The 14,964-nt window shown below is 42.2% G+C and carries 13 protein-coding genes; all 13 read right to left on the bottom strand.

Going from position 1 to position 14,964, the window contains the following annotated elements; translation table 11 throughout:
- Positions 1-27: 27 nt before the first annotated feature.
- Positions 28-1,302: a thioredoxin family protein gene (locus WC615_RS18150; protein ID WP_372979485.1), complete on the bottom strand. Its 1,275-nt coding sequence runs from the start codon at positions 1,300-1,302 to the stop codon at positions 28-30.
- A gap of 134 nt (positions 1,303-1,436) precedes the next feature.
- The gene (locus WC615_RS18155) at positions 1,437-2,828 is read right to left on the bottom strand and encodes a RagB/SusD family nutrient uptake outer membrane protein (protein WP_372979486.1); all 1,392 of its coding nucleotides are present in this window, start codon (positions 2,826-2,828) and stop codon (positions 1,437-1,439) included.
- Between the two features lie 16 nt (positions 2,829-2,844).
- The gene (locus WC615_RS18160) at positions 2,845-5,934 is read right to left on the bottom strand and encodes a SusC/RagA family TonB-linked outer membrane protein (RefSeq protein WP_372979487.1); all 3,090 of its coding nucleotides are present in this window, start codon (positions 5,932-5,934) and stop codon (positions 2,845-2,847) included.
- 108 nt (positions 5,935-6,042) lie between these two features.
- Positions 6,043-6,540, bottom strand: a complete 498-nt coding sequence (locus WC615_RS18165; protein ID WP_372979488.1) for an acetyl-CoA carboxylase biotin carboxyl carrier protein subunit — start codon at positions 6,538-6,540, stop codon at positions 6,043-6,045.
- Positions 6,541-6,542: 2 nt separating this feature from the next.
- On the bottom strand, positions 6,543-7,127 hold the full coding sequence (locus tag WC615_RS18170) for a DUF4159 domain-containing protein (RefSeq protein ID WP_082855879.1): 585 nt from the start codon (positions 7,125-7,127) through the stop codon (positions 6,543-6,545).
- A gap of 82 nt (positions 7,128-7,209) precedes the next feature.
- Positions 7,210-7,917, bottom strand: a complete 708-nt coding sequence (locus WC615_RS18175; protein WP_372979489.1) for a 16S rRNA (uracil(1498)-N(3))-methyltransferase — start codon at positions 7,915-7,917, stop codon at positions 7,210-7,212.
- 63 nt (positions 7,918-7,980) lie between these two features.
- Positions 7,981-9,321 (bottom strand): hemolysin family protein, encoded by a 1,341-nt coding sequence (locus tag WC615_RS18180; protein ID WP_191175053.1) that lies wholly within the window; start codon positions 9,319-9,321, stop codon positions 7,981-7,983.
- Between the two features lie 9 nt (positions 9,322-9,330).
- Positions 9,331-9,876 carry an inorganic diphosphatase gene (locus WC615_RS18185; RefSeq protein WP_372979490.1) on the bottom strand — a complete coding sequence of 182 codons (546 nt, stop codon included), beginning with the start codon at positions 9,874-9,876 and terminating at the stop codon, positions 9,331-9,333.
- 19 nt (positions 9,877-9,895) lie between these two features.
- Positions 9,896-10,534: a DedA family protein gene (locus WC615_RS18190; RefSeq protein ID WP_372979491.1), complete on the bottom strand. Its 639-nt coding sequence runs from the start codon at positions 10,532-10,534 to the stop codon at positions 9,896-9,898.
- Between the two features lie 54 nt (positions 10,535-10,588).
- Positions 10,589-11,968, bottom strand: a complete 1,380-nt coding sequence (locus WC615_RS18195; protein ID WP_372979492.1) for an NADH-quinone oxidoreductase subunit N — start codon at positions 11,966-11,968, stop codon at positions 10,589-10,591.
- 77 nt (positions 11,969-12,045) lie between these two features.
- Complete coding sequence (locus tag WC615_RS18200; protein ID WP_372979493.1) at positions 12,046-12,420, bottom strand: four helix bundle protein; 375 nt, start codon at positions 12,418-12,420, stop codon at positions 12,046-12,048.
- Between the two features lie 42 nt (positions 12,421-12,462).
- Positions 12,463-13,929 (bottom strand): NuoM family protein, encoded by a 1,467-nt coding sequence (locus WC615_RS18205; protein ID WP_372979494.1) that lies wholly within the window; start codon positions 13,927-13,929, stop codon positions 12,463-12,465.
- 15 nt (positions 13,930-13,944) lie between these two features.
- A partial coding sequence (locus WC615_RS18210) for a proton-conducting transporter membrane subunit (RefSeq protein WP_372979495.1) occupies positions 13,945-14,964 on the bottom strand: 1,020 nt, incomplete at its 5' end.

Genomic DNA, 14,964 nt, shown 5'->3' on the forward strand with positions numbered 1-14,964 from the left:
TTTTATGCTTTAATGAAGCTGGGCGAATTATAGGTTTCCGCCTTTTTTCATTTTCTCTTGCGTATCTTTTAGTCCGTAAGCCTTATCGCCCAGGTTGGTAATGGCATCGTTTATAACAGTCAGTGCCTCATCTGCATGCCCAAGCTTGTAAAGTAAACTTGCATAAACGTTTACATACCAGCTTGTATTAGCTCCATCAGGCGTTGCTAAAACCTCTTTAGACCAATTAGCGGCCTGTTTTAAACATGCCTTATCATCTGTAAAAAGCATAATATCATTTGCGTAGGTCATTACCTGATTGTGGTTATCGTTGCCATACTGTTTAACGTAAACTGCGGCTTGTTCCGTGTATTTTGGCCAGTTCTCAAGGTCGCGATAATACCTTACTTTTGATTTCACTACTATTTCATCGGCCAACTGCGGATATTGTGCATCAAGCTTTGCTTTTACTTCGTCCCAGTTCACATATTTATTAATCTCACCGGTATAATAATACATACCACCATTAGTAACCTTAGTACCATTTACGCGCACTATAGGCAACACAAGCTCATCAAAAGCGATGTCGCCTATTAATCCGCGACTTCGGCCCGGGCCATTTGCTACGTCAAATTCTTTGCTATGTTGCTGCACTGTTTTAAACCCTGGATCTGTTGATTTTGCCGTGGCCATTGCTATAAGCTGTAGGTTCTCTTTCGTCAGCAGATTTTTTTGTGTAGGCAGGTAAACATTTATTACCTCTGTTACCTGACTATCCCACGACCTGCCAAGCGCGTCAATAAAAACTTTTAAAAACTCCGGGGAGCGGTTGCCATCCGCATATTGTTTTTTAAGGTTTACCAATTGTGTTTTAGGATCTAAAGCTTCTTTTGCTTTGGTTATAAAAGTTTTGGCATCCGAACCGCCTACTATGCTGTGTACCAACGCACCATCAGGGGTAAAAAACAAATAGGTTGGATAGGCGTTCACCTTGTAATCCTTCTCTATTTGTTTTACTTCTTTATACCAGCGCTTGGTATTTGCATCGTCTTTTTTTGTTTCATCAAACTGAAGCGCTACGCTTATGAATTTATCATTGAAAAAATCCGACACCTCCGGCTGAGGGAAAACCTCGGTAGCCATGAGTTTGCAGGGTACGCACCAGGTAGTATAACAATCCACAAAAATATATTTATGCTCGGCTTTAGCTTTTTGCTTTACCTGTGCCCAGCTTAAGCCATTTTGAAATTTGATCCCTTTATCCTGCGCATTTACAGCAAATAAGGTAAAGAAGATAATTATGGTGGTTAAAATAAATTTCATAGGCTTATTAGTTAAATTGTATTGCAAGTTACTTAACAGGCCGTCAAAAACCAAATTAAATTCTTTAAAATCAATTTTAACAAAATATTAGGTTGTAAATTATAACAAAGCCCCCGATAAATCGGGGGCTTTGTTTACTGGCCGTAGCCTTCGTTTTGCTGCAGTTTGGGGTTAGCCAAAATTTCGCGTAGTGGTATAGGGAACACCAGCCTTGGAGAATTATATGGCAAGGTACCCGCCGTATATTTTTTAAACGGGTTACTATCATCCGTCGTGGCTTGCAGGCGTTTTGCATCGTGCAGGAAGAACCCTCCCTCAAAAGCCAGTTCGTGCCTTCTTTCCATCAATATATCATCAAGCGTTACAGCACCCACAGGTGTTAAATGTGCCCGTACCCTTAAAGTATTAACATCATCTTTTGGTGTAGCACCTATAATAGTACCCAGGCGGTTGTTAGCTTCGGCGCGGATGAGGTAAAGTTCGGCAAGGCGTATAACATGGATATTACCATACTGGTTATTAAATTTCATAGTACGGTTAACAGATGTTATGGTATAAAACTCACCCCTTACATCGCCCGGCTCAAACTCGGCTAAAAAATCATCTTTTACCCTGATATCCCCACGGCCTGCATTGCCTGATGAGGCATAATAAGTGTTCATGGCGTTTGTGCCCAATTGTTGCGTAACCTGTATGGCAAATATATCTTCAACGGTGTTATCAAAATGTGTTTTACTTTTTGACGGGAACTCATCTTCATACTTATCATTCAACCTGTATACGTTTGACGATATTACATCATTGGCTTCATCACGGGCATTTTCATAATCGCCCTGCTGCAAATACAGACGGGCTAAAATAGCCTGCGCCGCGTATTTATTGGCATAAAAGCTATTATCGTCGGGCAGTAAGGTTTTGGCATCCGTCAGGTCTTTTATGGCCTGTTCATAGGTTTGTTTCACAGTAGCCCTGGCAACCTTTGCCGATTCGTCTGCCGTTGTAGTTGGCGTTAGCACAATGGGTACACCCAGGTTAGTACCGGGGTCGCCATCATTCCATGCTTTGCCATATAGCCTGGCCAGGTCAAAATAAACCAGGCCACGCAAAAACTTGGCCTCACCTTCCCATCGGCTTTTTTCATCATCATTGGTTGCTAATTTTAGGTTAGCAAGTACGTTATTGGTTTGGTTAATTACAACGTAAGCAGCCAGCCAATTATCCCGCACAAAAATGTTTGAATTTACCATTCTTTGATTTACCATTTGGGTAAGGTCCTGAAAGGTTCCGTTCCAATTAATGATTAGCTGTGTAGCCAGCAGATCCGGCTCAAAAAAAGCGCCACCGCCATATAGGTCGGCATCGCCCATTCGGTTATAGGCACCAACCAGGGTACTTTGTACATCATCATTGGTACGTATAGCAAGGGTTTGGTCTATTGACGCCGTTGGTTTTATATCAAGCTGTTTATTACAAGCGCCAAGGCTAAGTAAAACAGCTATTGCTATTGTGTATATATATCTTTTCATTGCTGTAGTATTTAAGTTATAAGCTAACATTAACCCCAAATGTAATTGTACGCGGTTGCGGTGCCGAATAAAAATCGACCCCCAGGTTGATATTGCCTGACTGATAATCAGAGTTTACTTCTGGGTCCCAGCCCTTGTACTTGGTAATTAAAAACAGGTTATAAGCGTTCATAAACACCCTTAATCTCTGCACATTAAATTTGCGGGTTACCTCTTTAGGGAGGGTATAACCCAATGCCACTGTTTTACAACGCACATAAGTACCGCTTGAAATGTAACGGCTTGAAGGGTCTGTGCCGTTAGCATAAAACTGGCGCGGCTCGGGCACATCTGTTATTTGCCCGGGGTGGTCCCAATAGGCTAACTGGTCTATGGTTTGGTTATCATAACCGTTACTACCGTTTGCACTCATATACGCGCCTGCGCTGTTATAAATTTTATTTCCAAATACACCTTGCATGGTAATAGAAAGATCGAACCCGTTGTAACCAAAAGTGTTGGTAAAACCCCCGATATATTTTGGGGTTGGGTTACCGAGTACTACACGCTCAGCCTCATTATAATCATTAGTTTTTGTGCGGTCGATGTTACCAGCGGCATCTTTTGAATTTTTAAAATACAATGCATCGCCATTATCGGGGTTTACACCTGCATACTCAGGACCGTAAAAAACACCGATTGGCTGGCCTTCAATTACGCGGTTAAGGTCATTTGTACCTAAAACCTGCCCGTTAATAAAGGTTACAATATTTTTATTGTAAGAGGCATTGAGGCTGCTGGTCCACCTGAACTTCCCTACAAAAATATCACCTGATAGTTCAAGCTCTAATCCCTTATTATATAACCTGCCCAGGTTTTGGGTTTGGGTTGATAGCCCCAGGGTGCCCGGCAGATTTACAGTTAGTAACAGATCTTTAGTTTTTTTCTCGTAGTAATCGATAGAGCCGGAAAGGCGGTTGTTAAAGAAACCGAAATCTATCCCCAGATCCAGTTGCGCTGTTGACTCCCACTTAAGATTAGGGTTTGCCAATTGCGTAAATGCCTGGCCACCTACGCCATTATAATTAGCCGGCGAGAATAAGCCCAGATACGAGTGGTTACCAATTTCGGCATTACCCGTTAAACCATAACTAACCCTAAGTTTTAAGTTACTGATGGTATTGCTGTTTTTTAAAAACTCCTCTTCAGATATTATCCAGCCCACTGAACCGGCAGGGAAAAAGCCGTAGCGTTTATCGGGTCCGAACCTTGATGAGCCATCTGTACGCGCGCTAGCAGATATGAGATATTTGCCATTATAAGCATAATTAGCTCTAAAGAAATATGACAGGAAGCTGTACGAATCATCAAAGGATGAACCCGAGGTGATTGACGCGGCCGCAGAAAGCTTCTTAAAGGCATCAGAAGGGAACTCCTGCCCCTGCACGTCGTTGCCTGTGGTTCTTGACCGCTGATAACTTGTACCCAGTGTAAGGTCGAGCGCGTGCTTCTCGCCAAATGTGTGCTTGTAGCTAAAGTAATTGTTGGTGTTAAAATTTAACACCTGCGTTGTTGTATTTTGCCCAAAGCCATTATCGGTACCTGTATTACGGAATGTTAAAGCGCCATAATAACTATCTTCTGCCTGGTTTAACTGGTCAACGCCAAACTCTGTACGAAAGCTAAACCCTTTGGCTATTTCCAGGTTACCGTACACGTTACCAATGGTACGGAAAACGGTTGCTTTGTAACGTGCATTATCAACCGCAAGCAATGGGTTATAATACAACGGGTAATCTTCCGCCTCTCCGGGCAGGCTACCACTTAATAAACCCGTGCGCGGATCTTTCAATGGCGTAATTGGCGATAGTGCCACAATTTGCAATGGTGTACTAAAAGCGTTATCGTTTGATACGCGGTTGTTAATGGTATTGGCAAAACTCAGGTTAATGCCCACACTAAGCTTTGAGGTAACCTTATTATCGAGGTTTATCCTGCTCGAATAGCGCTTAAAGCTATTACCTACCAATATCCCATCCTGATCCAGATATTGCCCGCCTATATAGTAGGTGGTTTTATCGTTACCACCCGATAGGTTAAGATCGTACTGCATTTGCGGAGCGTTTTGGTAAGCCTGGCTTTCCCAATCGGTATTAACTTTGCCGTTTGCATATTTGGCGTTATCGGCCGCGTAATAAGTTAAATCGCTATTTATGATATCTTTATAATCAGCCAATGCATCTGCAAGGGAGTCGTAAAGCCCAGCGTCAAAATCCTGCTTGGCAGCGCCAACACCTTCGCGCTCTACATATTTTACAAACTGGGTGGCGTTTAAAAACTTACGATGCCTTGATGGCTTGCTAAAGCCATATTGCGCCGAAAAATTTATTTTAGTTGCTCCGGCCTTACCTTTTTTGGTAGTAATAACCACAACACCATTTGAAGCCCTGGCGCCATATATAGCCGATGCCGATGCATCCTTCAATATCTGGATAGATTCAATATCGTTAAAATTGATATCGGCAATGGGGTTGGTTGGTGCTTCTGTGCTTGATAAATTATCGGTAGTTATTGGAATGCCGTCCAATACATAAAGTGGTTGGGTACCCGCAGATACGGATGATGAGCCGCGCACTCTTATCGATATGCCCTGGCCAAGCTTACCATTGTCTGACTGGATGAACACCCCGGCAGATTTCCCTTGTATAGCTTGCTCTAATGACGTAGCGGGCGTACCCTCTATCTCTTTAGCAGCAATGGATGAAATAGACCCCGTAACGTTTTGGCGCTTTTGTGTACCATAACCTACTACTAAAACTTCGGTAAGCTGTTTGGGGTCTACTGCTAACTGAGTGTTTATTACCGTTCCTGTAATAGGCAGTTCAACATCTTTGTAGCCTATAAATCTAAAAATTAATGATTTGGCATCAACAGGTACGGGTAAACGGTAGCTACCGTTTACATCTGTTTGTATACCAATAGTGGGCGAACCTTTAACGGCTACTGTTACCCCGGGTAACGCCGAACCGTCTTTCTGATCTGTTACCTTACCTGTCACCACTTTTGTTTGACTGATGGCTACTGTAACTGTAAATAACAACAGAAATAAAAGTAAAATTTTCTTCATAGTCTATGGGTTTTGTGGAAAATGTATATAAGTTCGTAATAAAAATGTTACTAAACAACAAAAGGCATAATAAATTATGCCTTTTGTTGTAAATGTTTAATATTAAAGTTAAAAAAGCATCAATATCTGCCCTTTTTCAACCTTATCGCCGGGTTTAATTTTGATAGTTTTTATGGTAACATCAGCCGGGGCTTTAATAATGTTCTCCATCTTCATGGCTTCCAGCACAAAAAGGTTTTCGCCTTTCTTAACTTCTGTGCCTTCTTCAACCAATACTTTTAATACCAGGCCGGGCATAGGGGCTTTTATCTCACTTACCTTAGCGGTCATTAAATTACTAAGCCCCATTTTATCAAGCAGTACATCAAACTTATCTTTGGCTGCAATAGTATAAATATTGTTGTTCACCTTTATTTCGGCAGTTTTTGCTTCGCGGTTAAAACTTACTACTTCGGCATTGTACGAGCCATTGTCATTGATGATATGGTATAACAGATCATTAAGTTGTTTTATATCGGCATTAATAGTGTTATCGTTCACAAGCAGGCTATCGCCTTTCCTGTCTACTTCAAAATCGTGCTTATTGTTAACCTTTATGTTATACATACTTATTTGGTGAATATATACTGAATTAAATTTGCCCCCATTTTCAAGGCTTTTAAACGCGCTTCCTGCGTATCGCCGGCGTAGGTGCCATAATCTTCCCACCCGTTGCCAAGGTCGCACTCGTAGGTGTAAAAACACACCAGCCTGCCTTTATATATCAGGCCGAAACCTTGCGGGCGTTTGCCATCATGTTCATGAATTTTTGGCAGCCCTGCGGGGAAGCTATATTTTTGGTGATAGATGGCGTAATTAGCTGGCAGTTCCACAAAATCAAGTTCGGGGAATACCTTTTTCATTTGCGGACGGATGAATTTATCGAAACCGTAGTTATCATCGATATGCAGAAACCCTCCCCCGGTTAAATACTTGCGCAAGTTACGTGCTTCCTGGTCGCTGAATATCACGTTACCATGACCGGTCATAAATATAAAAGGGTAATTATAGATCTGCTCGCTGCCTGCCTCAACCACCTCTTCTTCGGGCTGAAAATTGGTCTTCAGGTTTTCGTTACAAAACTTAATGAGGTTTATTAGTGCGGTACGGTCGCCGTACCAATCGCCGCCGCCGTTATATTTAAGCCTGCCCATTTTGTATGATGGCGCGGTAAAGCTGCTGACGCAAAACACAAGGGCTATAAAGGCAGTAAACAAAACGGATCTTCTCACAAAACTATCGGTTTAAAAAATTCACCTCGAAGCAGGCTTCGAGCGCGGCCGTTTCGGTACGAAGGCGGCTCTCCCCTAAAGTTATGGCTTTATATCCGTTCTGCAAAGCGGCATCCACTTCGGCAGGGGTAAAATCGCCTTCGGGGCCTATTAGTATTAAATAACGGTTTTGTTTTTCAATAGATTGTGCCAGGCTTATTTTTTCGCCTTCATCGCAATGGGCTATAAACTTTTGCCCTCCGAAAGGCTGCTTTAAAAACTGGCTCAAAGCAACCGGCCCGTTCAATACCGGGTGATACGCCTTTATAGATTGTTTGATGGCTGATGTAATGATCTTGTTTAAACGCTCAGCCTTGGCCTCTTTCCGCTCCGATCGCTGGCAGATGATGAGTGTTATCTCATCAATACCTATTTCAGTAGCTTTCTCTAAAAACCACTCTACCCTATCCAAGTTTTTTGTTGGCGCTATGGCAATGTGCAGGTAATGGTTGCGTTTATTAAACCCGGTAGTAACCGAATTTATTTGCAGGATGGTGCGTTTTGGATGCGCGTCTTTTATTTCGGCTTTGTAAAGGCCGCCTTTGCCATCTATCAGGGTCACTTTATCACCAACTGTAAGGCGCAATACACGCACGGCATGTTTGCTCTCTTCCTCGCTTAAAAAGTATTGGGCTAACGATGGGTCAATATCGGGGGTGTAAAAAAGCTGCATTTAAATAGGCTGAAAGCTGAAAGCGAAAAGCCTAAAGCTTTTTTAAAACTCATCATTTTATAATTAATGTAAATCTACAGCGTCCTCTTCATTTATCAGCAACTCCAGCTTTACAGATTCAATGTTCTGGTCTGATTTTTTTAGTACCGTGATGTTATAGCCGTTACTTTCCTTTTGTTCGCCCACGTCTGGTATCTTACCAAAAATATGGCCCAACCATCCTGATACGGTATCAAAGTCGCCGTCTTCGGGCAAGTCATGCGGCAGGTGCTCGTTCACGTCATATATCGGCGCAAGGGCGTTCACCACAAATTCTCGGTCGTTCAGTTTTTCAACAATTGGTTTTTCCTCGTCAAACTCGTCCTGTATCTCGCCAACCAATTCTTCAACAATATCCTCCAGCGTAACCATCCCGGCGGTACCGCCAAACTCGTCAGATACAATGGCTATCTGGATGCGCTTTTGCTGCAGTTCGGCCATCAAATCATTTATCTTTTTGGTTTCGGGGATAAAATAAGGTTTACGGATTATGTTTTTCAGTATTATCTCCTCGCCACGTGCCAGTAAAGGCAGAATATCTTTAGCGTGTACTATACCTACAATTTTATCTATCACCTCATCAAACACCGGCATCCGCGAGTACCCTTCAGTTATCAATATTTCTAAAAGCACTTCCTTGCTGGTATCAAGTTCAATACCCGATATTTTGGTACGGGGTACCATAATGTTCTTTACCACACGTTCGTTAAAATCAAACACGTTCTGGATCAGTTCATGCTCGTTCGAGTCTATAGCGCCGGTTTCCTTACCCTGCTCTAAAAGGTATTGCAACTCTTCGGATGAGTGATGGGTTTCGCCGCCTTCTAAGGTAGTAATGCCGAATAACTTTAATATGAAATTAGCAAAGCCATTAAGCAGCCATATAAACGGACGGAACACCACAAAGAAAAATCTTAGCGGTAATGAAACCGCCAGTGTGGTACGCACCGATTTTTGTATAGCTAATGATTTTGGTGCAAGCTCGCCAAATACAATGTGCAGTACCGTTATGGCTACGAACGACAGTACATGGCTGGCTGTTATAAAGCCCGGTGTAAGTGTTATACCTACAGCCATAAAAGCGCGTAACACAATATTGGTTACCACGCCCTCGCCTACAACACCCAGCCCCAGTGACGCTATGGTGATACCCAGTTGGGTAGCCGCCAAATAACCATCAAGGTTGTGTAATATGCCCCTTGCTACTTTTGCAACCCCGCTGCCTGATTTAGCTTTTATCTCAATTTGTGATCCTCTAACTCTTACCATGGCAAATTCTGCTGCCACAAAAAAGCCATTTAACAATACCAGGAAAATGGTAAGGAAAATATAAAAGGCACTAATTTCGTAATGTTCGGGGTCCATTAATTAAAATTATTGGTTATGGGGGAAAGTAGACTTATATAACTCTAAACTTTCTTGTATTACCTTATGGGCATAGCGTACACCCAGCAAATGCTCGATGGTTACGTTTTTACCTTCAAGTACTTTATAGTCGCTAAAAAAGCGTACAATTTCTTTCATTGCATGTGGCGGCAATTCGGCAAGGTCGTTAATGTAATTAACCGACATGTCATTCTTTGCTACCGCGATGATCTTATCATCCTGTTCGCCGTTATCAACCATGTGCATAACGCCTACTACTTTTGCCTCTATGATAGACATCGGGAAAACATCTATCGAACAAAGTACCAAAATATCCAGCGGGTCATTATCATCACAATAGGTTTGCGGTATAAAGCCATAATTTGCCGGGTACATTACCGACGAGAACAATACACGATCGAGCTTCAAAAGGCCCGATTCTTTATCTATCTCATACTTTGCTTTTGAGCCCTTTGGGATCTCAATTATTGCATTTACTATCTCAGGAATGTTATCGCCCGGTGAAACCTGATGCCAGGGATGTTGTGTGCTCATGTATTCTATATTATATTAATTACTGTTCTTTTGATTTTGCGATCTGTCTTCTCACAAAAGCAATAATCAGCGGAATTGTTGTAATAATTATCAAACCAAGTACAATGTACTGCAGATAATCTTTTAAATTGGGGAAGCGCCTGCCTAAAAAATAACCGGCTAAGGTTAGTGTTGTTACCCAGGCCACGCTGCCTACAATATTGTAAACGGTAAACTTTTTAAGGTCAACCCGTACAATACCTGCAAATATAGGGGCAAATGTCCTAACTATAGGGAAAAATCTTCCTAAAATCAGTGCCATGCCGCCATATTTCGCATAAAACTCTTCAGCAACGGTTATATAACGCTTTTTAAAAAAGAAGGAATCGTTTTTACTGAATAGCACCGGCCCCGTTCGGTAACCAAACCAATAGCCTGTATAATTACCCAAAATACCTGCCGCTATCAGCGAAAGCACAAGCGTATAAATAGGAACGTGGATTATCCCCGCGGCACTTAACAAGCCAGCCAGGAACAACAAATAATCGCCCGGTAAAAAAAATCCGAAAAATAACCCGGTTTCGGCAAAAACCACAATAAGCAACAGGTAAAACCCACCACTGCTTAAAATAGACTGTGCGTCGGTTAAATTTTGAAGGTATTCCCAAAAGTTTTCCATTAACTATATCCGTAAAACTACAAATATTAAATGAAATTGTAGTTACGCCCTTTATTAAATAAGGGTTGATATCAATGCAGGGTAAACACCAATAACGATAGTTACGATTGCCGAGAAGCCCAAAACAAACTTGTAGTAAGCCGGCACTTCAACTTCGGCACGTTCTGCACTGCGGAAATACATGGCAATAATAATGCGGAAATAATAAAATATACTGATGATGGCGTTTACCACCGCAATAATTACCAGCCACACATTATAGTGTGCCAACGCCCCACTGAACATGAAGAATTTACCAATAAAGCCCGCTGTAAGCGGTATACCGGCTAATGATAGCATACTGATAGTGAGTACCAATGCCAGGAATGGGTTGTTTTTTGCCAGGCCGTTAAAGCCTTCAAAATTGTCACTTCCGCTTTGCTGCCTTACCAATATTAACCCGCCAAATGCGATGATAGATGCGATTGAGTAAGCCGTAGCATAAACAAATATGGAATTTGCAGAACCCGCGCCTAATGCTACAATAGCAAATAACAAATAGCCTGCGTGCGATATGCTGGAGAAGGCCATCATACGTTTAAAGCTTTGCTGGTAAAGTGCAGTTATGTTACCAATAAACAGCGTGATGATGGTAATGACCAGTAATACCGGCGTCCAAAAATCAGCGATTGATGAAAAGCAGGCCGAGAATAAACGCAGGAATGCCGCGAAGCCCGCCACTTTAACCACTGTCGACATGAACAGGGTGATGAGTGAAGGCGCACCTTCGTAAACATCCGGTGTCCAGAAATGGAATGGCGCGGCACCAACCTTAAAACAAAGGCCAACGATGATCAGCATGATGCCCGTATAAAACAACGGATCGATATTGCGGGGATGGGTAACCACCCAGTCGCGGATAACATCCAGGTCAAATGAGCCCGATGCACCATAGATCAAAGTGATACCAAACAACAGGAAGCCTGTTGAAAAAGCACCCATCAAAAAGTATTTTAAAGCCGCCTCGTTTGATGCGAAATCGCTTTTACGGATCCCGGCCAGGATATACAAACTAACCGACATGATCTCGATACCGATAAACAGCATGGTTAAGTTATGGTATGATACCATCACAATAATACCGGCCAGCGAGAACAATATAATCGCGTAATACTCGGCTATATGGTTACTTATCTTTTCAAAATATCCTTTAGATAACAGCAGGATGAGTATTGTTGAAACAATGCTTATTACAGAAAATGCAACCGAGAAGTTGTTAAACAACATCATGCCATGATAAATTGGCATTGCGTTGGTATTCCATTGCATAACCGCGGCAGCTAAAGCAGCCAATAAGCCAACAATAGTTACAGGCAATAAAGCTTTTTGGGCTTTATATAAACCCAGGTACAAAAGCACAATGGGTAAAACAGATATAATTATTAGAGTAATCATTTCATATAAATTCTAAATCCTAATTTCTAAACTCTAAAACTTTAAGAACCAAACCCTAAAGCTAAATCGTTAAAAACCTACAGATTATTTGCTTTCATCTTTTCAAGTATTGCTCCAAATATTCGCATTAATTCAGTAGCCTCTTGTATTTGTGCATCTCTGGATGCTTCTGTTACTTGTGTAACGTCTATTAGTTTAAGCCACAATATACTTTCCTTGGCTTCCTTCCTGCAAATCTTTATTCTGTGCGAATAATCGTTTCTGCTGAAGCTCTCCGTCGCTTCTATTAAATTGGCAGCTACAGATCCCGAAGAGCGTATTAACTGCTTATAATATTCAACATTATGAATATTTTTATCTATGCTCTTCAAAAACTCCTTTGTACCTTTTGCAAACAAGTATGTTCTATCTTCAAGATCATACCGCTTATTATTTGCTTTATCGGCGTCCATTTTTCTTTTCCTTTTAGGATTTAGAAATTAGAGATTAGAATTTTAATAACCTGCATTTACAAATTTGGCACTCACGGTATTTACCAAATTGGTAACTGCCGCTTCAGACAGGTGCAGTATTGGCTGCGGATAAACACCGATGCCAATGATCAGCACGCAGATAATTCCAAGTACCAGTTTCTCCGAACCGCTTATATCGGCAAATAGTGCCGTTAATTCGTTGGTTTCGCCCTGCATTACATTTTTGTACATGCGCAGCATGTATACTGCGCCAAATATGATGGTTAAACCCGCAACAGCGGCAAACCAAATGTTATAATTAAATACACCTTTCAGCAACAGGAACTCGCCTACAAACCCATTGGTTAACGGCAGGGCTACTGTACCCAAAACGATGATCAAAAATGCGATTGAGAAATTTGGCGCTACTTTGGCAATACCACCCATCTGGTTGATGTCGCGGGTTTTTAAACGGCGGCTGATGATATCCCAGATAAAGAACATACCCACCACGTTAATACCGTGGCTCAGCATTTGTATCATGGCGCCCTGTACGCCTTGTACTGTCCAGGCGAATATACCGGCAGCTATCAAACCAACGTGTGCAATAGATGAATAAGCCACCAGGCGTTTACCATCTTTTTGATTAAAGGCAATAAGCGAAGCGTATACAACACCGATTACCGATAATATCATCACCAGGTTTTGCCATTGCAGGAAACCCGCAGGGGCATTTGGTATCAGCCAGCGGATAACCCCGTAAATACCCATTTTTAGCATAATACCCGATAACATCATGGTACCTGCCGATGGCGCTTCGGTATAGGTATCCGGCTGCCAGGTATGGAAAGGGAATAACGGCATCTTGATAGCAAAGGCTATAAAGAACGCCCAAAACACCCAGTTTTGCTGTGTTAAGCTTAAGCTAAGGTCGTAAAACGAGTGAAGGTCATACACCTTACCCGGTGTTTGCAGGTACAGGTAAATAATACCCACCAGCATAAATAACGACCCGGCAAAGGTGTAAATGAAAAACTTAATATTGATGCGGATGCGGTTTTCCCCGCCCCATAGTGCACAAATAAAGTAAATAGGGATCAGCGCGGCCTCCCAACCTACGTAGAAAAGGAAGCCATCTAACGCGGTAAATACGGTTAACAAACCGGCCTGCATAAACAGGATCAATGCATAAAAAGCTTTCGCGTTTTTATACTCGTGTTTGTACGTAGTGAGTATAATAAGCGGCACAAGTACCGTGGTGAGTAATACCATCACCATACTGATGCCATCAATACCGGCTTTAAAGTAAATGCCCATTTGTGCTATCCAGGGTACATCAATACCATATTGCACAGATGCATCTGGTACAAAACCTGTAAGGAAATACACAACTATCCCAAGCTCAATAAGCGAGAATAACAGGGCCGCGTGCCTGGCTGCCTCATTCTTAAACAACAGCACCAAAAGGGCTGCCACTACCGGTAAAAAAAGTAAAATGCTAACCGTCATTTTATATGTTAACGCTTAAGCGCCTATTTTAATTAAACTGTACACCAAAATGGCAATAATGCCTACCACCATCATAAATATGTAGAAACCTACATTACCTGTTTGCAACAGGCGCAGGCCTTTACTTGTATCTAAAGCACCTTTACCAAGCCCGTTCACAAAGCCATCAATACCTAATTGCTCTACCACTTTGTAGAAGAACACCGATATAGCATCCAGCGGCTTGCGGATCACTTTATCATACAATTCATCAATATAAAATTTATGGTATGACAGGTTGGCCAAAGCCGGGCGCTCTTCTTCATCGCTTACCGGTACGTGGTTACCGCTTACATATTTGCTATAGGCATAGCCCAATGCTAATAATGCGATCAGTACCGATGTACCCATTAATATCCATTCGGTGTTATGGCTAAGCTCATGCTCGCCCAATAATTTTGCCGATTGCTCAAACACCGGTGCAAGGTATGCGCCAAGTTCGTGGTGACCGCCTAATACTGCGGGTACGCCTATCATCCCTGCGATGGCCGATAGTATAGCCAGGATGATCAATGGGATGGTCATGTTAGCAGGCGACTCATGCAGGTGGTGTTCCTGCTCATGCGTTCCGCGGAATTTACCCCAAAAGGTAAGGTACATCATCCGGAACATATAGAAAGATGTTAAACCTGCGGTGATAACACCCACTACATAAAACGTTGTGCTATGTGCAAAGGCCGCGGCCAAAATTTCGTCTTTTGAAAAGAAACCCGAGAACGGAGGGATACCCGCTATAGCGATGGTACCTACCAGCATGGTAATGAAGGTTACTTTTATCTTGCCTTTCAGCCCGCCCATTTTGCGCATATCCTGCTCATTGCCCATGGCATGAATAACAGAACCTGCTCCCAGGAATAATAATGCTTTAAAGAAAGCGTGTGTTAATACGTGGAAGAAAGCGCCTGTGTAAGCGCCAACGCCTAAACCTAAAAACATATAACCCAACTGCGATACGGTTGAATAGGCCAGTACTTTTTTAATATCTGTTTGGGTAAG

This window comes from Mucilaginibacter sp. (assembly GCF_041663085.1).
GTDB lineage: Bacteria > Bacteroidota > Bacteroidia > Sphingobacteriales > Sphingobacteriaceae > Mucilaginibacter.